Here is a 26,914-nt window from a genome sequence, read left to right as displayed (position 1 = left end):
TATTATCTATTTTGAAGCTTTTTAAGGACATCAGGTTTTAGCAAAGAATAATTCCATTCCGGTTCCCATACAATATTGACTTCTGCATCTTTTACGCCTTCAATTTTTTTTAAAGATTCCTCTGTTTCAAATTTCAAAACATTACCCAACGGACATCCTCTTGACGTTAAAGTCATATCAAGAACTATTTTCTTATTTTGTTCGTCAATTTTTATATCATATATCAACCCGAGGTCAACAATATTTATTTCTAGCTCAGGATCTACAATGCTTTTCAAGTTTTTTAAAACACTTTCTTTTGTAAGCATAATCACACCGCTGTTATTTTTTAATTTTTTTAATTTTTTTTTAATGATATTTGCAAAGATATTTAAAGAATATTTGATAATTGTTTACAGCCATGTTTATAACTGAAACTGCTAAACATCAGTGTTTTCTATACCATACACTCTCATATTTATACATATATTATAACAATAAAAATAAAAATAAATTGATTATTATCACAATTTTTTTTATTTTTTGCCTGCTTGACATCTGCGATAATTTTAGATAGTATAAATAATAAAGCGGTACTACAGTCTGTTTCTTCTATGTAACTACATTAACCATAAATAATATTAAAATAAACATTAAAATATCTAAATAAAATTGAATAAAATAAACATTAAATATTAAAATGGAGAATTTAATCATGAATTTAATATCTGAAAGATTAAAAAATATTATTATTATTTCTTGTTTAATAATATTTTCAATCGGCGTTTTTAATATATTTATGCAGTCAAATGCCTACGCTCTTAAAATGAATGTAAAAAGCCCTGTTTTCCAATTTAAAAAGGGTATGGGCGCATTGAAAGGCGGATATAATTATACGGCAATACAGCACTTTCAAAAGGCTATACTTTTAAAACCGCATTTTGCTAAAGCATGGGGAGAAATGGGGATTGCCCTTCACCGGTTAGGTTTTCCATCCCTTGGCATTGTTTCGCTCAAAAAAGCGCTGTCATATAATCCAAAACTCGTATGGGCAAGAAAATTTCTAAAAAAATATATTGCGGAGCCGGCCAGATAATTTTTTTAAATTTTAATATAACTGATATTACCGTTAACATATATCATTTTTTTAAAACGTAAAGCTATGAGCAATGTTCAGGCAAAATACCCGTTCAGATTTTTCATTAAACTCAGTCTTCCCCAATTGACAGGTTTATTCGCTCTAAATCTGAACGACTTCCTTAAAGGCATTAGAATGTCCGACGATGCGATATTATATTATCACACACACCATTTCTTGCTTCAATTTCACAATACCGCGCCGGCAGCACCTAATGATTTTGCCTACTGGGTTGCCAATGTGCTTGGTGAAAATTTACTGGGTGAACAGCTGGCAGGCATTGATATGTTTGGTTTTAATTCAATGGGAGAGTTTAAACAAAAACTTATTGAAATTATCGAAAACTTCATTGCTAAAAATAAGAGAACACGACAGGTTGAAATGTCTTCCAGATTTAATTTTATCAAATCGGTAACATACGTAATGGATACAAAAAAATACGCTTATTCTCTCGATGATTTCGTAAATATTCTGCAGGGCTTATCTATCTATTGTCTATATTATCATTTCTTTGAATCTTCTTTCAGATTGAAAGAAAGAAAAAATGATTTTTCAATGTGGATTGCCAGTGAATTTAAATTAACGGAACTTGCCGATAAAATTAATAACCTTGACCCTTACACCCATACAATGAACGAACTTAAAAATGCAATAATAAAATTAGTAAAACAATATCAATAATACCAACAGCAAGATTTTTAATTTTATCATCCTATAATTTAGTGATTTATTATGAATTCAATAAACGACTACGCCGAGATTGTAGGCAAAGAAACGATAGACGAACTTCAAGAAATTGCATCTCATTTAGAAGGAAAAGTAATACAAAATATTAATTCAACTGCAGTCGGCGGAGGCGTTGCAGAAATATTAAGCAGAATGATACCTCTCTTAAGAGAAGTAAATGTGAAGGCTGAATGGGATTTTATTAAAGGAGGGGAAAAATTTTTCGAAATTACAAAAAAAATTCATAATTCTCTCCATGGAGTTTCAGACGCTGTTATAACAAAAGAAGAATTTGAATATTTTGACAAAGTTACAAATGACAATTTAGCCGATATGAATTTAAACGGGGATATAATATTCATACACGATCCTCAGCCTATCGGACTTATAGCGGCAAAAAAACGGGCAGGTTTTAAAGAAAAAAAATTTATATGGCGATGTCATATAGATATCAGTTCAGCTAATGTAAATACTTTCAACTTTTTAAAAAAATATATAGAACTCTATGATGCCTCTGTATTTTCTTCTCCTTTATTTTCAAAAAAATTAAAAATTCCTCAGATGCTCATTTCTCCTTCAATTGACCCTTTATCCGACAAGAACAAGGAGCTTGACGAAAAACAGATCACCGAAGTGGCAAACAGATTTAATATAGATCTGGATAGAAAAATAATAACTCAGGTATCAAGGTTTGACAGATTAAAAGACCCGCTTGGTGTGATTGACGTGTACAGATTGGTCAAAAAGTACACCGATTGCCAGCTTATCTTGGCAGGCGGCGCAGCCGACGACGATCCTGAAGGAATGGAAGTGTACAAAGAGGTTCTTGAAAAAGCTGACGGCGACAAGGATATTTTTATTTTAAACCTGCCGCCTACAAGCAACATTGAAATTAACGCAATTCAGAGAATGTCAACCGTAATTCTGCAAAAATCAATAAAAGAGGGTTTCGGGCTTACCGTTTCAGAAAGCTTATGGAAGAAAAAGCCCACAATTGCTTCGGCGGTAGGCGGAATACCTCTTCAAATAACACATAAATATTCAGGATTGCTTTCGAGGACCATAGAAGGAACTGCTCTTTACGCAAAACAGCTTCTTCAAAACCCTGAGTATGCCGATAAATTAGGCTTAAACGGGCATGAACACGTTAAAAACAATTTTCTTATTACAAGACATTTAAGAGATTATTTATTATTATTTATAAAAACACAATATAATAATGAAAATATTATCTATTTATAATACTTATTTAGCATAATGCCTATTTATAATAATTTTTTTTTGGAAAAGATTGCAATTGTATATAACTTTATTGAATTAATATAAATAAGTTTAATTTAAAAATTTAACAAACAAAATCAAAAAACTTAATTTGCAAATTTAATTTATATTTGATACTATAGATAAATTGTTTTTTATTATATACGGAGAGATGGCCGAGCTGGTCGAAGGCGTTCGCCTGCTAAGCGAATGTATGTTTACAAAGAATGTACCGAGGGTTCGAATCCCTCTCTCTCCGCCATTGAACGCTATTTTAGTTTAAAAACTGCATCATAGATATCTTTATATATTTCGTTCTTTACATTTAATTAATAATATTCATTGCCGTTATAACACATACCTTACAATATAATATAAAAATTCTTAAATTGATTTTAAAATAATAGTCAGTCCCGCAAATTAAACTTAACTGGAGGTGAATACTAATGGAATACAGCATGCCGCTTGGCAATTTATTAGACGTTATTAACGATTTTATTGAATCAAACGACGAATTTTCGTATGAAGAGATTATTGAATTATTAAATAATCACACGATAGAACTTAACTGCGTAGAAGACGATGATGATTTTTTATGTTCGCTTTTAGAAGAAATTTCCGAAGATTCCGAAGAGGATGAAAGCGAAGACGAAGAGGACGAAGAAGAAGATGAAGAAGATGATGAAGAAGAAGATGAAGATGAAAGCGACGATGACGATGACAAATTTTAACTATGGCGCATCTTTTTTGATATGCCGCTCATCGCTCTGATATTTTTGGCTTTACGGCAATGGCATTTACAATTGCACAATAACGTAGAAAAGCCTTGGTATAACTTGACTTAGTCATAAATTACGCTTAAATTACAACTAAATCACACATAAATCACAAAAGATAAGTTAAAATTAATGCAGTTTAAAAATTTTAAATTTATTTTTTGTGATTTGTTTAATCTTTCCGTAAATCAATTATCCTTACAAAATCAGTGGAACCCGGCTCTCCTAAGGGCAGCCCGCCGGTAATAATTGCGTATCCGGAGTTATTATCAGACTTAAATTTTTTATTTCTTATTTTTTTATAATTATCTTTGATAAATTTAATGATATTTTCAATCTTAACATTTTTTTCCGCTATCTCTTCCATTACAATTGAAAAAACTCCGGAATTAAGCGCCAGCCGTCTTTTTACAGCCAAATCAGGAACCACGGCGACTATTGGAACAAGGGGCCTCAATGATGAAATTAGACTTGCAGTATAGCCGGTTCTTGTAATTGCCGCAATAAAAGAATCTTCAATTATAAATGAGGATGAAACAGCCATTTTTGCCGATGCAATGGATATAATATTGTCTGCCGTGTTTATGCCTGTTTCAGATACAGTTTTGTATGCGTTATGACGTAAATTTTTAAAAAAATAACTTTCTTCCGTAGTTTCTATTATTTTTTCCATATAAGCGGCGGCTAAGTCAGGATATTGTCCAATCGCCGTTTCTTCAGAAAGCATTACGGCATCGGTGCCGTCCAATATTGCATTTGTAATATCTGTAACCTCTGCCCTTGTCGGGGACTCGTTAGCAACCATAGATTCAAGCATCTGCGTTGCCGTTATTACAGGTTTTTTCAAATTGTTTGCTGCCGCTATTATCATCTTTTGTTTTAGGGCGATAGTTTCTATCGGAGTTTCTACACCGAGGTCGCCCCTCGCTACCATAATTCCGTCCGATATTTCTGCTATCTTATAAATATTTTCAACCGCTTCTGCTTTTTCAATTTTTGAAATTATAAAAAATTTTTTCCCGCTATAATTTTTTTCTAAGAAATCTTTAACCTCGGCTATATCATCCGGTTTTCTGACAAATGAAACCGCAAACATATCGACATCGTTTTCCGCTCCAAACTTCAGCGATTTAAAATCATTACCGGTAACAGAAGGAACGCTTAACTTTACATTTGGAAAATTCACTCCCTTTTCAGTTTTTAAAACACCTTCTTTAATTATTTTACATAGCAGTTCGTTTTCGGATAATACATCTGTAACCTTAAGTTTTATTTTTCCATCATCGATAAAAACAAGATTGCCTTTTTGAATATCTTTTGTTAAATATTTGTAATCTATAGCAATATTTTTTTCATCGGAAAATTCTTTTATATTAGACAATATAATGTCTTCATTTTTTTTTAAAATGATTTTATCTTGCAATTGTTTTTTTGTTCTAATTTTAGGTCCCGGCAAATCTACAAGAATTGCAACATCATCGGATAATTGTCTTATAATTCCTATAAGTTTTTTAAACGTATCGTCATCGCCGTGCGAAAAATTCAGTCTTGCAACATTCATTCCCGATTCTATAAGTCTTTTAATTGTTTTTTTATCCGAACTTGCAGGACCCAATGTACATACAATCTTTGTTTTCCTGAAATACATAAATAACTCCTTTCTTCTATTTTAAGTGCGCATCTGAGACGAAACTCAGCGATATTTTTTTTTAAAAATACATATCATATATATATATGACTATCCAATATGAAATGCCGGATTTACTGAAATATTTCTTTTAATCTATCTTTAAGACCGGAATTTCTTTCTTCAATCTTTGAGTGCATTGCTATCGAAAAGGCTTTAAACGTGCCAAATATCACTACATTCTTTTTTCCTCTGGTTATTGCGGTATATAAAAGATTTTTTTTAAGCATCATATAATGCGTTTGATGAAATATTATAATTACATTATCAAATTCACTGCCCTGCGATTTATGTATAGACAGAGCATAGGCAAGCGATAAATTGCTATAAACATCCAAAAAATCATATGTGACCGGCTTAGAAAAATTAACGGTCATTGTTTTGCCTATATGATCGATACTTATTATAACACCTGTATCCCCGTTAAAAACATCAAGGTCGTAATTATTTTTAATCTGTATTACCCTGTCGTTCACCCTGAATTGAACGCCATTGCATATAAAAGTATCTTCGCTGCCGTTAATATTCTCTATAGGATTAAAGATTTCCTGGAGTATTGTATTTAATTTAAAATAACCCAAATCGCCCTTGCGCATTGGTGTTAACACCTGAATATCATTAAAATCTACACGATGATTATGATTATTATTGTGATTATTAATGTAAACGTCTTTATTTGTCATCTGCTTTTCAATTCTTTTATTTTTGACTTTTTTTATAAAATCAATAAAATCTTCGAGCACATACATTTTTCCGGTTTCTTTTTCATCATATATTTTTTTATATTTAATCATAAATTCGTTATGTTTTTTTGCTTTTTTGCCGTCAGGAACTTTAACGTCTTCATTAATTTTAACTTTGATATCTTTGATATCATCGTGTTTGAATTCATTTAAATTATTTGCTTTATATGTAATAAATTTTTTATTATTAAGAAGATTATGCGCATTAAGATTTATAAGACCGCCCTCATTTTGTCTGAAAACTTTTGTGAGAAAAACGGAAGGTATGATTCTTTCATTAAAATTTATTAAATCTCTGAGCAAATCCCCGGGGTTAACAGACGGCAGCTGATTAACATCTCCGACCAGCACTAATTTCGCCTCGTCCTTCAAAGCTTTCAGCAGCTGCGAAAATATAACTGCGTCTACCATACTCATTTCGTCAATAACTACTAAATCAAAAGGAAGTTTGTTATTTTCATTATAAGTGAAATAAGACTCATTTGTTTCTCTGTTGATAGTCGCTTTTAACAATCTGTGAATTGTAGAAATACTATAAGTTGAGCCTTCCGCCGCATCAAAATCATTGTGTTTATCGTTATTTTTTTCATCCGCTGCAAAAATTATAGCTTCCAGTCTTTGAGCAGCTTTTCCGGAAAGAGATGTCAATGCAATATTTTTTTTATTATGAATTTTACAAATTTCTTTAATAATCGTAGATTTGCCTGTCCCTGGTCCGCCGGATATAATAGATATTTTATATTTTAGGGCGTTCATAACCGCATTTTTCTGCTCTTCAGTAAGAAATTCGGAAAAATTATGGGCTGCTTCGCCTGTGTCTGCATCTGTATGAACAGCATTATGTGCTGAAGCGCCTGAATCTTTATGAGCGGTATTGCAGCCTTCACCGCCGCTGCTATTATTGTTTTCATTATTATATTTATCATACGGCAGAAGTCTCTTCAGTTCCTTTGCGATTCTTAATTCAGAATAATAGTAAACAGGGAGATATATTTTGCGCATATTAAAATCTGTCTGACAAACATCGAAATTTTCGTTATTAAAATCGGAGAATAAAAACGGCGGGTCTATTATTATTTGCTTTGCTGTACTGAGCTCAATAATAAATTTTTTAAGGTCTTTAAAATTAAAATTAACCTGTTCCGCGTCTGCATCAGCATTTGAATCGACATCGGCATTTATATTAATATCTCCGTTTATGCCGGTTTCATCGTTATTTCCGAAATCATCTATCATTTCTGAAATATTATTTTTAATATCGGAAAAATAAACAAAAGTATTGCCGTTATTAATGCATAATTCGTTTATCAGATATTTTACGGCTTCTTTAATCCTATTGGTGTCATGTTTAGAAATGCCTAATTTGTTAGCCATGATATCCGCTTTTTTGAAACCTATACCCTTTATTTCCGTAAAAATATACGGATTTTCTTTCGCTAATTGAATTGATTTTTCTTTGAATTTATTATAAATAGCTTTAATCTGATAATCGCTGAACTGGTAAGGTTTAAAAAACATTATGGCTCGCCTAAGTCCTGCGCTCGATTTTATTCCCTCAATTACAAAATTTATTTTAACATCGCCTATACCCCTGACTTCTCTGATTCTTTCAGGTTCGTTATCAATTATATTTAAAGTTTCTTCTTTAAATTTGTTATATATCTCTTCGGCTAAAAATTTGCCTATACCTTTAAATATACTGGAAGAGAGATAGTTTATTATGGCTGTTTTTGTAGTGGCAAGAAATAATTCATATTCATCAAAATTAAACTGATAGCCGTATTTTTTATGATAAATATACCTGCCTTTAAGTTTAATTTTTGAATCTACAACAGGCATATCAAAAAAATTGCCGGAAGCTATTAACATTCTGTCTTTAGAAAAAAGTCTTAAAATAATAAAACCGTTCGTCTGATTATAAAAAATAATACTCTTAATTGTACCATGTATAATTTGAGACTGAGAATTGTCGTATGTTTGAGGGCCGCCGTCTTTTGCAGAATTTACTTCAGATTCCTGCGGCTTTACTTCTGCATTTGATTTCGATTGCAATGATTTATCGTTCATTTTTTCTATTTAGAAATTATTATAAACCAAATAATTTTTATAAATAAACTCCTGCAGTATTTTAAGTTTTATTATATTATATTACTAGCTTATTTTAAATGATTATTATCCGTTATTATATTGTCTACGGTATTTTACATACACAATGTCCCTTTTTATATCAAATTTTTATTATTTGTGAAGAATTGATATAAAAATATATATTAAAATGACACATTTGTCTAATAATTATGGTAAATGATAGTAAAATTAATATAAAACTATATATTAAAAAATCTTATTGAATTTCAATTATTTTTTATGTTATTCTATTCAAACAATACATTACATGAGGGTTAATCAATGTTGGATGGAAATTTAGAAAAAAATATACTGGAAGATAAAATTAAAGGCCTGTCGAATCAAGAAATTGGCATAAAATATAACGTTAATTTAAAATTCATCGAAAAATCCATCGTTAGAAATTTAGGTATAAATGTTTCCAATCCTATAAATATTGCACCAAACACTGGTTCAACAAAGATCATTAAAAAATTATCACCAAAAGATTTTAATTTAGAGCAAAATACCGTCTGGAGTTTTAAATCAAGAGGAACCTGGGCTACCCACAATGGTAATTATAGAGGTAATTGGTCTCCTTATATTCCAAGAAATATAATATTGAGATATTCTAAAGAACAAGATTTGGTTTTAGATTATTTTTGCGGTTCGGGAACAACAGCGGTAGAAGCAAAATTATTAAATAGAAATTTTATAGGCATTGATATAAATGAAAATGCAATTAAATTAGCTCAAGAAAATATTAATTTTAATTTTTTGTTTAAAACGGCAATTGGTACTACTAAATCTTTGGAATTTTCTGAAATTTCGGTTGACCTTAAAATTGGCGACGCAAGAGATTTACATTTTATAAATGATAATTCCATTGATTTAATTTGTTCACATCCTCCGTATGCCAACATTGTTCAATATACTCATAATAATAATGATGATCTTTCTAATTACGAGGTTAACGATTTTATAAATGAAATAGAAAAGGTTGCCGCAGAAAGCTATAGAATCTTAAGGGACGGTAAATATTGCTCTATATTGATAGGCGATATGAGAAAAAATAAAAATGTGATCCCTCTTGGTTTTTGGACAATAGAAAAATATTTAAAAGCAGGTTTTATTTTAAAAGAATTGATAATTAAAAGACAGCATAATTGCAAAACAACAGGTTTTTGGTATACAAACAGTATTAAATATAATTTTCTTTTATTAGCCCACGAGTATTTGGCTGTTTTCGAAAAACCTAAAAACAATACACTAAAAAATATTAGCAGCGAAAAGACAAATCTTTTATTATATAATGAAATAAATAAAATAGAATTTATTAAAAATGACAACATACAACAAGAATCTACAACCGTATGGATTTCTGATAAAGAAAATTGGTTAAATAATACATTAAATAATTTAATTAAAAGGTATAGTAAGAATAATTATTCTATTTATAATAATAATTATAATCGCAAAAAAAGAAGCGATCTTTTAATTTATTTTTATGATAAGAATTTTAATGATTTTAATAATAATTTTGATAATTATTTAGAAAAGGAAGGAATAATCGCAATAATATGCGGAGATAATAGATTAGATAACAATACAATATATTCAATCCCTATTCATATTGAAAAATATTTTAATAAAAATGAAAAATTAAAAATTAAAGAAATTGTAGTTATTCAAATTAAAGATTTAAATAATCCAACCAAAGAAAATAGAAATTTTAATATTAATCATAAATATATAATGATTTATAAACTGGCTTAAATATTAAATGCTAAAACTGTTAAATATTTAAAAATAAAATTTATTTATATGGCTAATAGTAGATCATGGAAAAAAATCTTTGACGACTATAAAATTTTAGAACACGACTTTAATCAATCGCCATTTTCGCTTTCTGCAAAGCAAATAAAAATAGCATGCCAGAATTTTAAAGAAACAAGCGAAAAAGAAGTGCGTATTTTATGCAAACAAGACAGTAGGGAAAACAGACCCGATGTTTTTATTGAAAACAATCTTTTCCTGCTGCCTGTAAAAAACGGATATTACAATATAATAAAAGGTGAGGGTTACATTGATATTCCTGAAATTAAAAAAGAAATTACGGTTTACCCTTCAAAACTTGATTTTCAATTAGATACAACTAAAATTGGCGATTCGGAAATGCAGCATCTTGATTTTGCATATGCTGTTAGTCTGATTAGGACTTTTATGGACGATCCTTCCCTTGTTTTAACAATAAGAGGAAGAAAATATACTCCTGAATTTGAATTTTATGTAGATAAACAATTAATTAAGGTTGATAGCGTACAGACAGAAGTTGACGCAGGCTATGAGGGTAAAAATCAAATTGTGCTTATTGAAGCAAAAAACAATAACGCTACGAATGTTATTATTCGTCAGCTTTATTATCCGTATAGACAATGGCAAAAGCACACAGAGAAAAAAGTTGTCACGTTATTCTTCAATAAGAATCATGGCGAAGATATTTATTCAATCTGGCAATTAGACTTTAAGGATCCTAAAAATTATAACAGCATTCAATTAGTAAAATCCGGTAAATTTAAGATTTTATTTTAATTTGTTAGAAGTGAATTTTTTAGAAGTTGTCGGAACTACGTGAAAAGAAACATCAGGAAGAGCGTCTATCAGTTTATTGACAACGCTTTTATAAAAAAATTTAGTGATTCTATTTTTTTTTACATTGGTAGCTCCTATGACTACGTGAGAAATATTATTGTTTTTAACAAAATCAATCACGCCCTGCACAATGTCGTCCGCCTGAAAACTGAATATTGACGCGCCCATATTTTCCGCTATCGATATATTCTTTGCAAGCGATTTGTCATAATTTTTATTGACCGTTCCTATTTTATGCCTGTTCCTTAAATTTATATGAAGCGCATAAAAATTAGAGCTAAGCCTGCCCGCTAATTTCGAGCCTATTCTTAGCAGTCTTGCAGAGTCAGGGTTTGAGCTTATCAGAACCAGAATTTTTTCATTTGATTTTAATTCTAATTTATTTTTTGTTTTTAAATCATCTATATCCGCTGACTGTTCGCTAAGCTCATCGGCAACTTTTCTTAAAGACAGTTCTCTTAAGATAATCAGATTTTCAAGTTTAAAAAAATTTTCAAGAGCAATGTTGATTTTTTCTTTGGAATATATTTTCCCTTCTTTTAATCTTTTTATTAATTCATTAGCAGGTATATCTATGTTAATAATTTCTGTAACATAATTTAAAATATAATCAGGAACCCTTTCGGCAACCTTGATTCCCAGTTCCGCTTCAACTTTTTCGGCTATAGAGTTTATATGGAAAATATTTAATGTCGTAAAAACGCTTACTCCTGATTGAAATATATCAATAGCATCCTGATATCTTTTAATATTTTTTGAGCCCGGAATATTATTATGCGCAAGCTCGTCTATTAAAACAATATTTGGTTTCCTTGCAATAATTGCCTCCGCGTCTAATTCGTCGAATACTGAATTTTTATATTCTATTTTTTTTCTGGCTATTATCGGAAGTTTGCCGATTGCTTTTTCTGTTTCCTTTCTTCCATGAGTTTCGATTATGCCTATTGAAACATCTATACCGTTTTCAAGCAGATAATTTCCGTCTTCAAGCATCGCATAAGTCTTTCCTGTTCCGGGAACCGCTCCTAAATATATTCTGAAAACGTTAGTATCGCTTGAAGAATATTTAATTTTATTTAATATAGAATCTGCGGAAGGTCTGCTATATTCAATTTTCAAATTTTAAATTTCGCAAGTCTAAATTTAAAAAAAATATCAAATTCAAACTTAAACGCCTCCTATATAATGTTCACTGCAAGTTCCATTAACAGATTTATTAAGTTATTAAATTTTGTTAAAATATTATTAATCGATAAAATTAAATTTAATGAGTTTAACTAAAATTGGCAATATAGTTTAACTGCTTAAATAAAAATTAACTTAATTTATACTGCACCCATTTGTCAAGACCGATTTTTTATTTTCTTACTTTCTTTTTTTAATTCTTTTTTATTATTTTTCTTATTAGATAATAATAAATTTTAGCAGATTTTTATAATTATTGTAATGCGGAAGTCCAATTTTAAAAAAGCTGTCTTAATTTATGAGTTCATTATAATACCGTGAATCCCGATTTTATTTAATGCCTCTTTGACATCATCAAGTTTGAACGGCTTAATTATAGCCTCAATTTTTTTCATTTTTTTCACCTCCTCCATTGTAAAAATTTTATAATAGAAATCATATTGCACTCATATTACTGCAAAAATTTAAATTATAATCGCCTAAAAACTATACAGAACCATAAAATTTACCGTGTTCTGCACGCTGTGGTTTTCGGTTAAGCCTGCATAAACATGATGATTATCCGATTGATGCTCAAATTCAAGTCTGAACTGCGTGCTTTTAAATAATGCGTCAGAAGGCTGATAAGCAAACGTAAGAGTAGTATCTAAATAAGTATTTGATACTCCTGGGGTGCTCGTAGCTTCCCACATACCGTTGGGGTCTAATGCCAGCGTTTCCCTTAATGTTTCTCCGAACATTCCTATTGAATAATTTTTCTGATGATGGATATAGACCGCCGCCCCGCTAAAATGAGACTTATCGTACGTAGAATCGGAAGTCTGAATTAAAGAAGAAGGATATTGAATCCCACAATTGCTTATGCTTAATCCGCTGCATTCGGTATTTAGAACACCGCTGTTAATTCCTCCTCCGAGACCCACTTCGTAATCAGCCACGAAAGACCAGTCGTTGTCCGGGCTGTACTGAGCGTCTATATAGCTGTAAAACGATTTATTCAGATTGTCCTGTTCTAATGTAGGCGTGTTATTATTTGCAGAGTTAGACGCTATAAAATAGCTGTTTGCTCCATAGATAAATCCGCCGTTAAAAGTCAGAACGCTCACAGGCGTATAAGACTCGTTTAATTCTATTACCGGCAGGTTATCAATCGGCACTGCCGCATTATCCGTATTAGCAATACCCAATGTTGAAGTAAGCTGCGGAACAAAATTATACGTTAGAAATATGCCTGTTAAGGTTGCAGGCTCGGCATCGTCCAGCAATGAATATGTATCGTTCCAGTTTCTGATAGGATTGAAATTTTCAAATCCCAGCTGTTCTTTTTCTTTACCTATATGTACATCAAGACCGCTTCCGACCGGCAAATTTATGTTGATATAAGCCTGCCTTACGTCGTAAGGGGTTCTGTCCTGCATAGGCTGCGTAAAGTAGGATGGATTTCCGTAATATGCTTTATAAAACTGGATATTCTGACCGAAATCCAATGAAATATGAAAGCCTACGCCATACGGATTAGAGTCTGTTCCGGGGGAACGCCTCAATGTAATGTCGGCATTATTAACCGCAAAACCGTCGGGCTGCCAGTTATCGCCGTAATTGCCGTTATAGCCGTTCGGTTTAGCAAGATTATATGTGTAAGAAGCTATCAGCGTCCCGAGAAGCTGAATATTCGAAAAATAGGAATTTGAACTTTGCTGTTCTGCTTTCAGTTTATTTAATTCTTTAGAAATTTTATTCATTTTTAGCGTAAGAGAGTTCACTGCCGCGCTGTCGGTATTGCCGTATTCAGCTTTCGGACTATTCGCGTTTTTAAAGGCGCTTCCGGCTCCCAAAGACAATGCTTCAGCTGCAAAAGACTTTTTTGCAACAACGGCTGAAACAAAAAATACCGCTAATAAAACTAAAAACATTAACTTTATTGAGTTTAATACCGGATTCATAGTATTATTACTCTGCCTCACACGGTTTTTCCCGTCCCTGCTATTTCTGATACCAGCTTTCATAACTTCCTCCCCTTAAAATTTTGTAAAATAACAGCTGTTAAAATAGTTAAAGAATATTTAATTAAAATGAAATGAAATAAAATAAAATAAAATGGAAATTAAATTAAATTAAATTAAATTAAAATTAGATTGCCGTTATAACGTCATCAGATAAAACATATAAAAATTAATTTCTGCATAATTGCTTTTTATATCAATGCAATAATAGTGCCATAATTTTTATTTTAACCGGGCTCAAGCATAATTAACGGCAATATGCTATACTGCAAGTTTCATTAACTGATTTATTAAGTTATTTAATTTCGTTAAAAAATATTATTAATTGATAAAATTAAACTTAATGATTTTAACTAAAAGTAATAATATAGTTCAACTGCTTAGTAAAAAATTAACGTAATTGATTAAAATAATTATAAATTGGATTCTCCAGCACGGAAAACTTTGCTATTTTTCTATTTTATATATTTTAGAAACTAATTATTTCTAACTTTAATCCATCTTATAAGCGAAAGCATTCCCCATAGACATTCTATCACGCCAAACGGCCAAGTTCCCGCCAAAAAACCGTAAAGCGAAGCAAGCAGGCAGGAAAACCCGAATAATAATGTATATAATGAATTTTTATCTTCAAGAAAATAAAATATCATCATTAAAAATGTTACCGCTGCTCCAAAAATATTCAGGGTTGACATCGAAATTGCATCCATTTTTAATAACTCCCCCCTGTATTAAGTTAATTTTCTTCAAACTAATTTTAATAAGCTATAATAAAACTAAAATTCCATGTCTATAACTTATTAAGTTTATTATATTTTATATTGAATTTTATATCAAAACTATTCTAAATATGCCTATAAATTAATTAATAAAAATTTATTTATTTTATTTGTATATTTTATAGGCATAAAATAAACTTAAAGCGTTATATTACTTAGATCATATAATGTGAAAATAGGTTATCAGCATATCAATAAGTTTTATTCCTATAAACGGAGCTATTACCCCGCCGAGTCCGTAAATTAACAGATTTCTCGTTAAAATATTCGACGCCTTAGCGGGTCTGTATTTGACGCCCCTCAAAGCAAGAGGTATAAGTATTATTATAATAATTGCATTAAATATAACAGCCGACAGTATTGCAGACTCCGGCGAAGACAGACCCATTATGTTAAGAGGCGCAAGCCACGGCATAATAGGCGCAAACATAGCCGGTATTATTGCAAAATACTTTGCAAGGTCGTTTGCAATGGAAAATGTGGTAAGGGAACCTCTTGTTATAAGAAGCTGTTTTCCGGTTTCAACTATTTCAATCAATTTTGTCGGGTTTGAATCTAAATCAATCATATTACCTGCCTCTTTAGCCGCCATTGTACCTGTATTCATGGCAACTCCAACATCGGCTTGGGCTAAAGCAGGAGCGTCGTTTGTGCCGTCTCCGGTCATAGCGACTAATTTGCCTAAAGACTGTTCTTTTTTAATGATTGCCATTTTTGTTTCAGGCGTCGCCTCTGAAACAAACTCGTCGACACCGGCTTCGTCAGCTATAGCCCTTGCCGTTAACGGATTATCTCCAGTAATCATAATTGTTTTAATGCCTATTTTTCTTAGACTGTTTATTCTTTCTTTAATCCCGCCTTTTACAACATCTTTAAGCTGAATAAGTCCGAGCATACGATTATTAACCGCAACAGCCAAAGGAGTTCCGCCCTGTTTTGAGATACCGGCAGCGGCTTCTATAAGTCTTTTATCAACAGTCCCGCCATTTTGAATAACATAATTTGAAATTGCTTCAACGGCTCCTTTTCTGATATTTTCTTTTTTATCTAAAATATCAACGCCGCTCATTCTTGTCATAGCTGAAAAAGGTATAAATTTTATATTATTTTCGTCTAAATGTCTTCCTCTTAAACCGTAATTTTTTGCGAGCGTCACGACTGAACGTCCTTCTGGCGTTTCGTCGCTGATTGAAGAAAGCTGGGCATAATCTGCCAGTTCGTTAATATTAACGTCCACCGCAGGAATAAAATTAACGGCCATTCTGTTTCCAAACGTTATCGTTCCTGTTTTATCAAGTAAAAGCGTGTTGACGTCGCCTGCAGCCTCTACCGCTTTGCCCGACATTGCAATAACATTATGTTTAACTAACCTGTCCATTCCCGAAATACCTATCGCTGAAAGCAGCGCTCCAATAGTAGTAGGAATTAAACATACTAAAAGAGCGACATATATAACCGGTGAAATATAACCGTGAAAATACGCAACCATAGGTTCAATAGTTACAACCACTACGAGAAACAGAGCTGTAAACATAACAAGAAGAATATTCAGAGCTACTTCGTTAGGCGTTTTCTGCCGTGAAGCTCCTTCTACCAAACTTATCATTTTATCGATGAATCCTTCACCTGGATTTGAAGTTATTTTTATAACTATCTTATCTGAAAGAACCTTTGTTCCGCCCGTAACAGCGCTTCTGTCCCCTCCGCTTTCCCTGATTACAGGCGCAGATTCCCCTGTAATAGCTGATTCGTCCACTGATGCTATACCTTCAATAACATCGCCGTCTCCCGGTATAATGTCGTTAGTTTCGCACACGACGACATCGCCTTTTCTGAGCATGGACGCCTTAATTTTTTCTTCTTTTCCATCGGCTTTTAATAAACGTGCTATAACCTCCGTCTTGCCTTTTCTGAGGCTTTCAGCCTGCGCTTTGCCTCTTCCTTCGGAAATACTTTCTGCAAAATTTGCAAAAATTACCGTAAACCACAGCCATAAAGTTATTTGAACAATAAAAAGCATATACTTAAAATCATGCAAAAATAAATTTTTAAAAAGAATTGCCGTCGTAATTACCGAGCCTATTTCTACCACGAACATAACAGGATTCTTAATCATTACTTTAGGATTTAATTTCCTGAATGATTCCGCAACCGCTGTTTTTAGTATATTTTTGTTAAATGCCGACACGTAATACGCTTTGTTTGACATTTTAATTTCACTCCGTTATTAATTTTATTTAAATTTAAAATTACAAGTCATTAATTATCAAGTTATCAATTTATCAACTTTTAAAATTTAGTCTGCAAGAACCGGAAAAATTTTTTTAAATAATTTTTTATTTTTAACCTTTAAAATTTCAGCAAGCATAAGATTAAGTTTATCCGTATTTAGTCCGGGCGTTCCGAAAATCCCGAATTGTCTTCCCGAAATATGTTTCATCACAAGCTTGCGCAGCGTCTCTTCTTTGATTCCGGTTAATTTTGAAATTCTCGGCACCTGATCAAGAGCGGCGGCTATAGAAATATAAGGTCCAAGCCCTGAACCTGAACCTGTTACTATATCAACAGGAACATTGCCTTTCTTGACGGTAGGATTTTCTTTTAAAAAATTATTTATAAATTTCTTTTCTACAGCGATATATTTACCGTTTGTAGGCGCATAATTGGAACCGCTTGATTCAGTGCCGTTATAGCCGTTTCCCGCATAAGACGGTCTTCCGTTAAATATATACGGAGAAGTAAATTTTTCTCCTATAAGCATTGAGCCTATCGGCTTAGAGTTTTTATACACAATACTGCCTCCCGCCTGAAAAGGAAAAAATATTTTTCCTACGCCCCATATTAAAAATGTATATGCGATACTGCATAATAGATACAGCAATACAGTCATTTTAATGATTTTTATCAATTCTTTTGCCATAAAACACCTCTATTCCATTTTTTATTATTAAATTAAAATTTGCCTAATATTAAACGCTTTTATTTAATTTAAAACTAAAAGAACTACCTGCCGCCGTTAGCGTTAGTAAAACAGATGCCCTTTAACCATTGCAAAATGTTCGGCAATAGGTCCCAGTGCGAGCGCCGGAAAAAATGTCAACGCTCCAATTAATATTATCGTCCCCATTACGACGGAATAAAACAAAAAACCGTGTTCAGGAAAAGTTCCGGCAGACTCGGGAATTCTTTTCTTTTTTATTAACGCTCCTGCAATAGCTACCTGACATATAATGGGAATGTATCTTCCGAACATTAGCGTAAATCCAAATATTACGTTATAGAATGTTGTATCTCCGTTTAAACCTGCGAATGCAGACCCATTATTAGCCACGGTTGACGTAAATGCGTACAGCACTTCGGAAAGTCCATGGGGACCCGGATTAAATATTCCTGCAAGCCCTGCCGGAACCGACATCGCTATACCAAAAGGCACGAGTATTATAAAAGCGTGCGCAAACATCGCAAGAGTCGCAAGCGTAACTTCTTTTTTTCCTATCTTTTTGCCGAGAAACTCCGGCGTTCGCCCAACCATAAGTCCGGCAATAAACACCGCTATTATAACCATAGTCAGCATATTTAATAATCCTACGCCCTTCCCGCCGAATATCAGGTTGAGCATCATTTCAGCCATGAGTATCATGCCTGAAAGAGGCATAAAGCTATCATGCGCGCTGTCGACATTACCTGTGGTAAAGGCGGTCGTTGCTCCGGCAAAAAGCGAAGTCTGAGCAATGCCGAGATGTTCCTGCTTGCCTTCCATATTGCCGCCCGGATTATATTTTGTGGCGGTAACATTAGCGCCCAGATGCGCAAGAAAAGGATTACCTGCCGCTTCCTGAGAATAAATCACGGCAACACAGACTATTAACAGTGTTGCTGCTACCCAGAATAACGTCCATGCGTGTTTTTTATCGTCTATCATTATTCCGTACATGAAAAAAAGAGCAATTGGAATGGTGCCCATCATAAATATTGTAAGCGCGTTGGTAAACGGATTTGGATTTTCATACGGCTGAGCCGCATTAACGTCATAAAAGCCGCCTCCGTTTGTACCTAAATTTTCGATTGACACCATTGATGCGACAGGTCCAACCGACAGCGTCTGTTTTGTTCCAGTCATATTTGTCACCTTTTTCTGCATCGTAAAGGTTTGAGGAGCGCCCTGCGAAAGCATGACAATAGCAAATATTATTGACAGCGGAATAAAAATTCTGTATATAGCCTTAATGAAATCTACATAAATATTTCCTACATATTTTGCTTCATGCCTGACAATACCTCTTATAAAAGCGACGGCGAAAACAAGACCGGTCGCTGCTGATGTAAATTGCAGAAAGACAAGCGCCATCTGTGAAAAGTTAGACATTACTTCTTCACCGCCGTAATTCTGCCAGTTGGTATTTGTTATAAAACTTATTGCCGTATTAAAATCAAGCGCCCACGGAATCCCCGCATAATGCATCTGATTAAACGGAAGATAGTTCTGATAATGCAGTATCAGAAATACTATCGCAGCCATAAGAAAATTGAAGACAAGTCCTATCTTTAAGTACGTCGTCCATGTCATCTCATCTTCTTTATTAACTTTTAAAAACTTGAACGTTAAATTTTCAAACGGATTAACTAATTTATCTAAGAAAGTATGCTCGTATTTAAAAACGTGAGCAAGATATCTGCTTAATGGAATGGCTGCCAAAACCATTATTAAAAGCACCAAACTTATCTGCAATATCCCTGTAGAAGTCATTTTACTTAAACCTCGTTAAATTTATTTAAATTATTATTTTAAATTTTCTGTAATTTTTATTTTAATTAATTAACGGCAAACAACCAAGTTTAACCGATATCTAAATCCAACTTCACCAGTAAAGTCTAATAACCGTTTATATTCCTATTTCTCATTTTTTATATGGAAATTATACGATGTTATGCAATAAAAATTTTTAAAATTAAAATTATCTATTGAATCCTGTCAAGAAAATCTATCAAAAACCATAAAACGGCGTACATGAGGGCAATACCCGCTAATGCCAGTAAAAATGCAAACATTTTAAATCCTCCTTTTTTATTGTCATAATATAAAAATAATTATTTTATCTATTGCTTAATAAATTTTACAAACAATTACACAATAAATATCGGCGCGCCCCGCCGGATGTGCAGATATAATATGTGAGCAGCAAATAAACCGCAAATTACCTGTTTATCTGCAATAGATAACGCTGCGCAAATATAATATATGTAAACAGCAAATGCATTTACTAAAATTTATCTGGATATATCAGCACATAAAACAGATATATCAGCACTGCGACTGAAACTATTAAAAGAATAGTATTTTCTATCATTTATTCCCTCCGGTATTATTATTATATTGTTGTAAGTCATAACGGTATAGTTAAGTTATAAGGTTAATTTATTAATTATATTAAAATATTATTTAATTTTTTCATATTTAATTGTTTTAAACAAAAAAATAGCCGAAGGCGTTAAAACCTTCGGCTATTAAAGATAAGACTAAAAAATTATTATTATTGTTTGTATTTATTAAAAAATGATATAAAACTATTTATTGTTTATATTCTGCCTATCCAAACAAAGAAATACATAAATATTTCTATTGCAGGATTAAGAATGTTTGCTATTTATATATTCTTTACGCTAATATAATACAATATCATACAATTATACTATTGATTACCGGCGTAATGTATTGTATAACATAGCTATATTAACATAAACAACATCAGCATAAACAATAAATCTTAAACAATATAACTAAATTGCATTATTTAATTGCAGCAAACGTTTTTTAATAAAACAACCACATGACACGCCGCTCATATTAAATAATTATCGAATTGCACTCTTTAATAGCTTACGAAGTTAGCTGACGGGCGAGGAATAAAAAGAGTAATCCCTTATTCTTTAGAAATATCTAAACTAAACGTAAGTAATATAATAATTGAAACAAGCACAATATGTACATACATATAAAAAGAATAAAACGCACTATGCCGCATTATTACATTAATTGGTTGATTAATCGATTAAATAGTTAATTAATTAACTATTTAAATATTTAAACATTCACAAAAAATACTAGCCCCAAATAACTTGGTTTCTCCGCTTTCATTATATTCATTTAAAATTAAATCAATGTTAATATTAAATGTAATGAAATTAAGCTTTAATTTTCAAAGAACGGTTATTTATACTATATTTATTTCGCTGAAAACATTAAACTTTAATTTATTTAATATAATATATTTGATTAAATCATATAATTAATAAAAAACATTGTCAACAAAAATCGTACAAAAACCGAACAAACAAGCGTGAAAGCTACATCACAGCAGAAATAATCTCAGATACAATCCAAGCAAGGTAAAAAACAGGACCGGAACAGTTAAAATTATTCCTACTTTAAAATAATAGCCCCAGCTTATTTTAATGCCTTTTCTTTCTAAAACATTAAGCCATAATAACGTCGCTAAAGAGCCTATGGGCGTTATTTTAGGACCTAAATCGCATCCAATTACATTTGCGTATACCGCAGGTCTGAGCATTGCGCTTTTTAAATTTGCCGAATGAATAGCAAGAGAATTTATCATAACCGTCGGCATATTATTCATTATAGAAGAAGTAAAAGCCGCCAGATATCCCGTAAACATTGTGAGAACAAAACCGCCGTAATGTGAAAAATAATTAATAAACCTTCCAAGCATGTAGGTAAGTCCAGCATTTTTCAGACCAAAAACTACAAGGTACATGCCGATTGAAAACACTACTATGCTCCATGGAGCATTTTTAAATACCCTTTTTAAATTAACGGCAGGACTTTTCAGTCCTAAAAATACAAAGAGCAGCGCAAAAGCCATAGCAAAAAATGAAACCGGAAGATTAAGAAATTCGCTTGCAAAATATCCGCCTAAAAGAAAAAGCAGAATAAAAAAGGAATATTTAAAAAGTTTTACATCTTTAATGGCTTCCTTCGGCATCTTTAAAGATTTTACATCATAACTGACCGGTATATCTTTTCTAAAAAATAGATAAAGAGCTCCGGTTGAAATTATAATAGAAAAAATGTCCGGAGCAAACATATTTATAAAATAAGTAAAAAAACCTATATTAAAATAATCGGTAGAAACAATATTTACAAGATTTGAAATCTTAAACGGAAGCGAAGCAGTATCGGCGATAAACCCGCCTGCCATGATAAACGGCAGCATATTTTTCCTCTGGAATTTCAGAGCTTTCATTTTTTCATAAACAATAGGCGTAATAATCAGAGCAGCTCCGTCATTTGCAAAAAAAGCAGCGACGAGAGCTCCGAGAAGTATGACGTATATAAACATTTTCCTGCCGCTTCCGCCTGCAAATATGGCAACATGCAAAGCTGCCCATTCAAAAAAACCGACTTCATCTAATATCAATGAAATTATAATTACAGATACAAAGGTAAAGGTCGCGTCCCATACAATATCAACTACTTTAAAAATATCGGCATATTTAATAATCCCGAATGCAAAAGCTAATACGGCGCCTATCATTGCGCTGTAGCCTATTCCTATATTGTAAGGTTTCTTTATAATCAAAAAAAGCGTCAAAAGAAAGACGGCAACGGAAAATATAATTTTATATTCTTGCGGTGTAAGGACAATCATGGTTTACCAGATATATCATAATGTACTGTAAATTTACATTATTTTATTATATTAATATTATATTTGGATATAAATATTTTTAGCATCAAAGTTTTTTTCAGTTATAAGCGCGTCTTAAAATTATCCATTATTTACATTGCTCTATAAAAATATTTTTATATAATTAATTTTACAAAAATCAACTTTAATTGTCAAATTAAAAAACTTTGCAAGAATAATATATAAAGTTATTACATAACCCAGTATATAGAATTAATAACAGGACATTAATCCGCAAAGCTGTCAAAAGTTATCTCTATAGTATATAAATCAGAGTATATAATTAACAGGCAAAATTAATACATATATAATTAATCAGCTTATACGTTTAAATCTATCGGCAGATATTTTCTCAATAATTTTATAAAATTTTCACGCGCCGAACGATATTCGGCAGAGTGAATATCATATTTAACTGCCGTATTGTGCAGTATCTTATGAGCTTCGTCAAGGTCGGTGCCTTTCAGATTTGATTTATCGATACAATCTTCAAGACCGCATTGCTCTGATGAAATTATAGCGCGGTTATCTAAAGACGAAATACCTACGACTTTTAAACGCCTTTCAAAACGGAGCAGATTTGCAAGCGCTCCCAGAAAAGTAATTTTTATATCTGAATTTACGCCTAAATCTGCATTTGAACTTGAGCTAGATAAAGGTAAAACAGATAAATTTGAATAAATATAATAATCGGCGCCGTCTTTAGCCGCATTATGCGCCCATGCAACCAGATCTTCAACGGGCATGGGCTTAGCAATAGCGTAGCCCTGTCCGAAATCCGCCCCTAGAATAGTCGCCGCTTCTATTAATCCTCTGCATTCCAATCCTTCAACAACGACCACTCTATCTAATGCCTGAGCTAAATCGGTAAGATGAGCTATAAGCTCTATAACGGTTAACGGGTCATGATGAGCGCCTCTCACTAAACCCTGGTCTATTTTTACAAGTTCAAACGGCAGCTGTCTCAGACGCAGAAGCGAACTGTATCCGGAGCCGAGGTCGTCTTCGGCAAAATGAACCCCCATATCTATCCAAGGTTTAAATTTTTTTTCAATATCGTTAAGCTCGAGAACGTCGCTTTCAAGAAGCTCAATCCATAACTTGCCGGAGCGTTTTTTATCTCTTATATTGCCTGAAGCGACTGTTGATTTATTGTTGATTTTTTTGTTGCTTTTTATATCAATGTCTTGTATAAAGCTGTCTTCCGTATAGCTGCCGGTATCGAAAATTTTAGCGCCGTCAATAATTTTTTTTGTAATTTCTGCATATCTTTTGTCTATAAGACCATAAGACGGAAGGTTAATACTTACGTCTACATTTATGTTTTCTTTAAGCATAAGCCTGTAATCTTCAAACATCAGCTCCAATCCTTTTTTATAAAGCTCATAAAGACATTCTGCCTTGAAAGACGGCAGAAACTGACCCGGAGATAAAACGGTATCTCCGTTCTTTAAGCGCGCAAGAGCCTCTACCTTGACAAACTCTCCTGTTTTCAGGTTAATAACAGGCTGATAGTACATTGCTAATCCGCCGCCGTGTAAAAGCTTGCGGTGAATACCGCGTTGAGATACACTCTGCATCTCCGGTAAATCAACAGATGTTTTTAATTTTTCAAGCCCGAGGGAAATTATGTGGTGCAGATAATTTAAGAATTCTTTATGCGCCGGACTGCCGAATCCTCCAACAAAAGGAACAAATATTACAAGTACGGCAAATACTTCTTCGTCTAATTTTAACGGTACCATAGCGGCGGACTTTGCATTGAGAGATTTGTATAAATCCTTCCATAATAATACGCTTTTATCCTTTATATAATTTACAACAATTTGAATTTCGCCTGTACGGTAAGCTTCTCCAATTTTTCCCTGACCTTCGGGACGCCCTGAGTCGCGCATAACAGGTCTGCCGATACCGTTATCCAATTCGGTAAAATAAGTTTCAATAGGTATGCCGTTTATAGCTTCAGCCCTGAATATTCCTTGAACGTCTGTCCTTCCTATAACTACTCCGCAAATCTCTTTTAAGCCGCTAAGTATATTGACGGCACCTTCTATAAGTTCGCCGTAATTTATCGCTTTCCAGACTAAGTCGTCTATTTTTTTAAATGCCGCATTTCTTTCTTTTTCGAGCTCTTTATATACTTCTATCTGCCAGCGCGCATCTAAAGTGAGCCTTCTTGAAATTATAGAAAGGGCAGGCCTCATTCTTATAGAACCCATTAGATTATGCTGCAGAATATTTAAATAAAGGTCGTATGACTTTATCAACCAGTCTATTTCTATACCGCTGCCCACATGTATAATACCGGCTGCATCCGCTATTTTTTTGTGCTCTTCCATGTTCAGATAAGGGTCTATCATTTTCTCAAAATGATTGCCCTGCTCTAATTTAAGGCGGTCAAATTCTTCATTAGTCAGTTCGGAAAGCACTTCTTTAGGTCCGTCTGAAATTGCCAGAGAATCGTAAAATAGTTCTATAAATTCATCTTTTATATCCAACAATTTATTTTTAGCCGGAATTAACAGACGCGCAACTTCTTCACCATATGGTGTATCAATATATTCTTTAGCAATATCTACCGCAGGAATTGCTTCATCGGCAAGCACCCACCATGTCTTTCTGTTAGCTTTGGCTGATTTTGCGGCATATAGCGCATAATCGGCTTTACGCATTATTTCGGCGGTATCATTGCAGTTTCCGTCGAAACATACAACCAAACCCATGCTGGCTTCTTCTTTTACAATAATACCGTCAGACAAAACAATGGGCTCGGAAATAGCGTCGTGAAGCCTGTCGAGCAGAGGTTTGAGTTCATCAATATTATCTTTATTAATATTTTCAAAAATCACTATAAATTCATCGCCGCCGATACGGGCTGCATAATCTACCTTGCGTATGCTGAGAGTTATTCTTTTGGCGATGGTTTTAAGAAAGTTATCCCCAGCTTGATGTCCGTAAGTATCGTTAATAAGCTTAAAATCGTCAATATCTATGAAACCGACGCCAAGCGCTAATCCGCTCCGATTCGCTCTCTCGACGGCTTGAGTCAAATGCTCCTCAAGTGCTTTGCGGTTAGGCAGTTCTGTTAAAGCGTCGCTAACGGCGGCTACTTCAAGCTGCCTTCGCATTTCTAATTCTTTGCTCACATCTAATTGCAAGCCTATATAATGCGTTACTTCTCCATTTTCATCCTTAACCGGAGATAAGCGCAGTTCATTCCAGAACGGCGTTCCGTCTTTTTTATAATTGAGCAGCGTTACAGTTATTTCATTTCCTGCTTTAATAGCTTTCCGAATTTTATCTACGGCATCATGGTCGGTATCTTTGCCCTGAAGAAATCTGCAGTTTCTCCCTATTATTTCATTTAACGGATAGCCTGTAAGACAAAGAAAAGCGGGGTTGACAAAAATCAAAGGCTGGTCAGGCAGACTTATGTCTGCAATAGTTATGCCCTGTTTTGCGGCATTAACGGCTTTTATAATAATATTAAAATCTTTTATTAATGAAACTTTTGAAATATTGCTTTCATCGGCTGTTGTATAATAGTTATAATTATTATATGCGGCATCAGCTGCCGCATCGGTATCTATTTTAATTTTAACGGTATTTTCAGCGGTATTATTATTGACAATATTGTTTTCGGCAATATTGCTTTCAGCGGTATTTTGCTCTTTTATTCCAATTTCATTTTTATCGCCATTGCCGGTTCTAATTTCATTGCTATCCATGCTATCCATTTTTTCTTTGTTTTGTATTTGTATTTTATTTAGCGTAAAGGAAAATAAAGTCAGCCTAAATTAAATTACATTAAATTAAATTATTACTATTAAATTTTTATTATCAATATCATACGTTATAAGCGATTATATAATAAAATTATATTTACCGCAAACTGAAATATCAGCCTTAATCCTGCAATAGAAAGTTATCTACTCGGAAAAGGTGTCAGACACCTTTTACTCTTACTTTTTACTTATATTTCGCTTAACTGAGCAAAGAAATGCATAAATATTTTCTATTGCAGGATTAAGGATCAAAAATCATATTGATTTAAAAAAATAAAAGAACAGCAATAAAATAATATATAAATATATAAATATATAATTTTTTATATATAAAAAAAATTTAATATTGACATTTAAAAATTATAATATAAAATATAAATTATTGGATG

At 32.7% G+C, this 26,914-nt stretch carries 17 protein-coding genes, 1 tRNA gene and 2 pseudogenes; 6 read left to right on the top strand and 14 right to left on the bottom strand.

The window, feature by feature from the left end; translation table 11 throughout:
• Positions 1 to 2: 2 nt before the first annotated feature.
• Entirely contained in the window at positions 3 to 308 is a 306-nt protein-coding gene (locus EVJ46_05915; protein RZD16544.1) for a metal-sulfur cluster assembly factor, read from the bottom strand.
• A gap of 386 nt (positions 309 to 694) precedes the next feature.
• On the opposite strand from EVJ46_05915, the gene EVJ46_05910 reads away from it, so the two are divergent.
• From EVJ46_05910 to EVJ46_05895, 4 genes are all read left to right on the top strand, one after another.
• Positions 695 to 1,075: a hypothetical protein gene (locus EVJ46_05910; protein RZD16543.1), complete on the top strand. Its 381-nt coding sequence runs from the start codon at positions 695 to 697 to the stop codon at positions 1,073 to 1,075.
• Between the two features lie 66 nt (positions 1,076 to 1,141).
• Positions 1,142 to 1,798, top strand: coding sequence for a hypothetical protein (locus tag EVJ46_05905; GenBank protein RZD16542.1), 657 nt, complete (start codon positions 1,142 to 1,144; stop codon positions 1,796 to 1,798).
• Positions 1,799 to 1,849: 51 nt separating this feature from the next.
• Entirely contained in the window at positions 1,850 to 3,085 is a 1,236-nt protein-coding gene (locus EVJ46_05900; GenBank protein ID RZD16541.1) for a glycosyltransferase, read from the top strand.
• 184 nt (positions 3,086 to 3,269) lie between these two features.
• Positions 3,270 to 3,365: transfer RNA gene (locus EVJ46_05895), tRNA-Ser, on the top strand.
• 297 nt (positions 3,366 to 3,662) lie between these two features.
• Here the strand turns inward: EVJ46_05895 and EVJ46_05890 are convergent.
• The 3 genes and pseudogenes from EVJ46_05890 to EVJ46_05880 form a co-directional block, all read right to left on the bottom strand.
• A pseudogene (locus EVJ46_05890) lies at positions 3,663 to 3,830 on the bottom strand (wall-associated protein).
• Between the two features lie 221 nt (positions 3,831 to 4,051).
• Positions 4,052 to 5,527 carry a pyruvate kinase gene (gene pyk / locus EVJ46_05885; protein ID RZD16540.1) on the bottom strand — a complete coding sequence of 492 codons (1,476 nt, stop codon included), beginning with the start codon at positions 5,525 to 5,527 and terminating at the stop codon, positions 4,052 to 4,054.
• A 113-nt stretch (positions 5,528 to 5,640) separates the two neighbouring features.
• Entirely contained in the window at positions 5,641 to 8,376 is a 2,736-nt protein-coding gene (locus EVJ46_05880) for a hypothetical protein (GenBank protein RZD16539.1), read from the bottom strand.
• Positions 8,377 to 8,718: 342 nt separating this feature from the next.
• On the opposite strand from EVJ46_05880, the gene EVJ46_05875 reads away from it, so the two are divergent.
• Positions 8,719 to 10,191 (top strand): methyltransferase domain-containing protein, encoded by a 1,473-nt coding sequence (locus EVJ46_05875; GenBank protein RZD16538.1) that lies wholly within the window; start codon positions 8,719 to 8,721, stop codon positions 10,189 to 10,191.
• A gap of 48 nt (positions 10,192 to 10,239) precedes the next feature.
• Positions 10,240 to 11,007 (top strand): hypothetical protein, encoded by a 768-nt coding sequence (locus EVJ46_05870; protein ID RZD16537.1) that lies wholly within the window; start codon positions 10,240 to 10,242, stop codon positions 11,005 to 11,007.
• Here the strand turns inward: EVJ46_05870 and EVJ46_05865 are convergent.
• The 10 genes and pseudogenes from EVJ46_05865 to EVJ46_05820 all read right to left on the bottom strand — a co-directional run bounded on the left by EVJ46_05865 (position 10,999) and on the right by EVJ46_05820 (position 26,477).
• The gene (locus tag EVJ46_05865; protein ID RZD16536.1) at positions 10,999 to 12,186 is read right to left on the bottom strand and encodes a sensor histidine kinase KdpD; all 1,188 of its coding nucleotides are present in this window, start codon (positions 12,184 to 12,186) and stop codon (positions 10,999 to 11,001) included. The genes EVJ46_05870 and EVJ46_05865 overlap by 9 nt on opposite strands.
• A 371-nt stretch (positions 12,187 to 12,557) precedes the next feature.
• Positions 12,558 to 12,647: pseudogene (locus EVJ46_05860) on the bottom strand (P-II family nitrogen regulator).
• Between the two features lie 84 nt (positions 12,648 to 12,731).
• The gene (locus tag EVJ46_05855; GenBank protein ID RZD16535.1) at positions 12,732 to 14,258 is read right to left on the bottom strand and encodes a hypothetical protein; all 1,527 of its coding nucleotides are present in this window, start codon (positions 14,256 to 14,258) and stop codon (positions 12,732 to 12,734) included.
• A 473-nt stretch (positions 14,259 to 14,731) separates the two neighbouring features.
• Positions 14,732 to 14,950 carry a hypothetical protein gene (locus EVJ46_05850; protein RZD16654.1) on the bottom strand — a complete coding sequence of 73 codons (219 nt, stop codon included), beginning with the start codon at positions 14,948 to 14,950 and terminating at the stop codon, positions 14,732 to 14,734.
• Between the two features lie 244 nt (positions 14,951 to 15,194).
• Positions 15,195 to 17,243, bottom strand: coding sequence for a K(+)-transporting ATPase subunit B (kdpB, locus tag EVJ46_05845; protein ID RZD16534.1), 2,049 nt, complete (start codon positions 17,241 to 17,243; stop codon positions 15,195 to 15,197).
• A gap of 87 nt (positions 17,244 to 17,330) precedes the next feature.
• Entirely contained in the window at positions 17,331 to 17,954 is a 624-nt protein-coding gene (locus EVJ46_05840; protein RZD16533.1) for a potassium-transporting ATPase subunit C, read from the bottom strand.
• 102 nt (positions 17,955 to 18,056) lie between these two features.
• Positions 18,057 to 19,781 carry a potassium-transporting ATPase subunit KdpA gene (gene kdpA, locus EVJ46_05835; GenBank protein RZD16532.1) on the bottom strand — a complete coding sequence of 575 codons (1,725 nt, stop codon included), beginning with the start codon at positions 19,779 to 19,781 and terminating at the stop codon, positions 18,057 to 18,059.
• A gap of 514 nt (positions 19,782 to 20,295) precedes the next feature.
• The gene (gene kdpF, locus EVJ46_05830) at positions 20,296 to 20,382 is read right to left on the bottom strand and encodes a K(+)-transporting ATPase subunit F (GenBank protein ID RZD16653.1); all 87 of its coding nucleotides are present in this window, start codon (positions 20,380 to 20,382) and stop codon (positions 20,296 to 20,298) included.
• Between the two features lie 1,002 nt (positions 20,383 to 21,384).
• The gene (locus tag EVJ46_05825; protein ID RZD16652.1) at positions 21,385 to 22,671 is read right to left on the bottom strand and encodes an arsenic transporter; all 1,287 of its coding nucleotides are present in this window, start codon (positions 22,669 to 22,671) and stop codon (positions 21,385 to 21,387) included.
• Positions 22,672 to 23,060: 389 nt separating this feature from the next.
• The gene (locus EVJ46_05820) at positions 23,061 to 26,477 is read right to left on the bottom strand and encodes a diguanylate cyclase (protein ID RZD16531.1); all 3,417 of its coding nucleotides are present in this window, start codon (positions 26,475 to 26,477) and stop codon (positions 23,061 to 23,063) included.
• Between the last annotated feature and the right edge of the window lie 437 nt (positions 26,478 to 26,914).

Origin of the sequence: Candidatus Acididesulfobacter guangdongensis, from assembly GCA_004195045.1 — a bacterium.
GTDB classification, from domain to species: Bacteria; SZUA-79; SZUA-79; order Acidulodesulfobacterales; family Acidulodesulfobacteraceae; genus Acididesulfobacter; species Acididesulfobacter guangdongensis.
Note: the sequence above shows the minus strand (reverse complement) of the source record. Positions and strands in the feature narration are given on the sequence as shown.

Excerpts from the sequence above, each read along its gene's own strand:
- EVJ46_05910 (RZD16543.1), top strand. The coding sequence starts at position 695 with ATGAATTTAATATCTGAAAGATTAAAAAATATTATTATTATTTCTTGT.
- EVJ46_05855 (RZD16535.1), bottom strand. The coding sequence starts at position 14,258 with ATGAAAGCTGGTATCAGAAATAGCAGGGACGGGAAAAACCGTGTGAGG.
- pyk (RZD16540.1), bottom strand. The coding sequence starts at position 5,527 with ATGTATTTCAGGAAAACAAAGATTGTATGTACATTGGGTCCTGCAAGT.
- EVJ46_05905 (RZD16542.1), top strand. The coding sequence starts at position 1,142 with ATGAGCAATGTTCAGGCAAAATACCCGTTCAGATTTTTCATTAAACTC.
- EVJ46_05840 (RZD16533.1), bottom strand. The coding sequence starts at position 17,954 with ATGGCAAAAGAATTGATAAAAATCATTAAAATGACTGTATTGCTGTAT.
- EVJ46_05820 (RZD16531.1), bottom strand. The coding sequence starts at position 26,477 with ATGGATAGCATGGATAGCAATGAAATTAGAACCGGCAATGGCGATAAA.
- EVJ46_05900 (RZD16541.1), top strand. The coding sequence starts at position 1,850 with ATGAATTCAATAAACGACTACGCCGAGATTGTAGGCAAAGAAACGATA.
- EVJ46_05850 (RZD16654.1), bottom strand. The coding sequence starts at position 14,950 with ATGTCAACCCTGAATATTTTTGGAGCAGCGGTAACATTTTTAATGATG.
- kdpB (RZD16534.1), bottom strand. The coding sequence starts at position 17,243 with ATGTCAAACAAAGCGTATTACGTGTCGGCATTTAACAAAAATATACTA.
- EVJ46_05875 (RZD16538.1), top strand. The coding sequence starts at position 8,719 with ATGTTGGATGGAAATTTAGAAAAAAATATACTGGAAGATAAAATTAAA.
- kdpF (RZD16653.1), bottom strand. The coding sequence starts at position 20,382 with ATGATAGAAAATACTATTCTTTTAATAGTTTCAGTCGCAGTGCTGATA.
- EVJ46_05915 (RZD16544.1), bottom strand. The coding sequence starts at position 308 with ATGCTTACAAAAGAAAGTGTTTTAAAAAACTTGAAAAGCATTGTAGAT.
- EVJ46_05880 (RZD16539.1), bottom strand. The coding sequence starts at position 8,376 with ATGAACGATAAATCATTGCAATCGAAATCAAATGCAGAAGTAAAGCCG.
- EVJ46_05870 (RZD16537.1), top strand. The coding sequence starts at position 10,240 with ATGGCTAATAGTAGATCATGGAAAAAAATCTTTGACGACTATAAAATT.
- kdpA (RZD16532.1), bottom strand. The coding sequence starts at position 19,781 with ATGACTTCTACAGGGATATTGCAGATAAGTTTGGTGCTTTTAATAATG.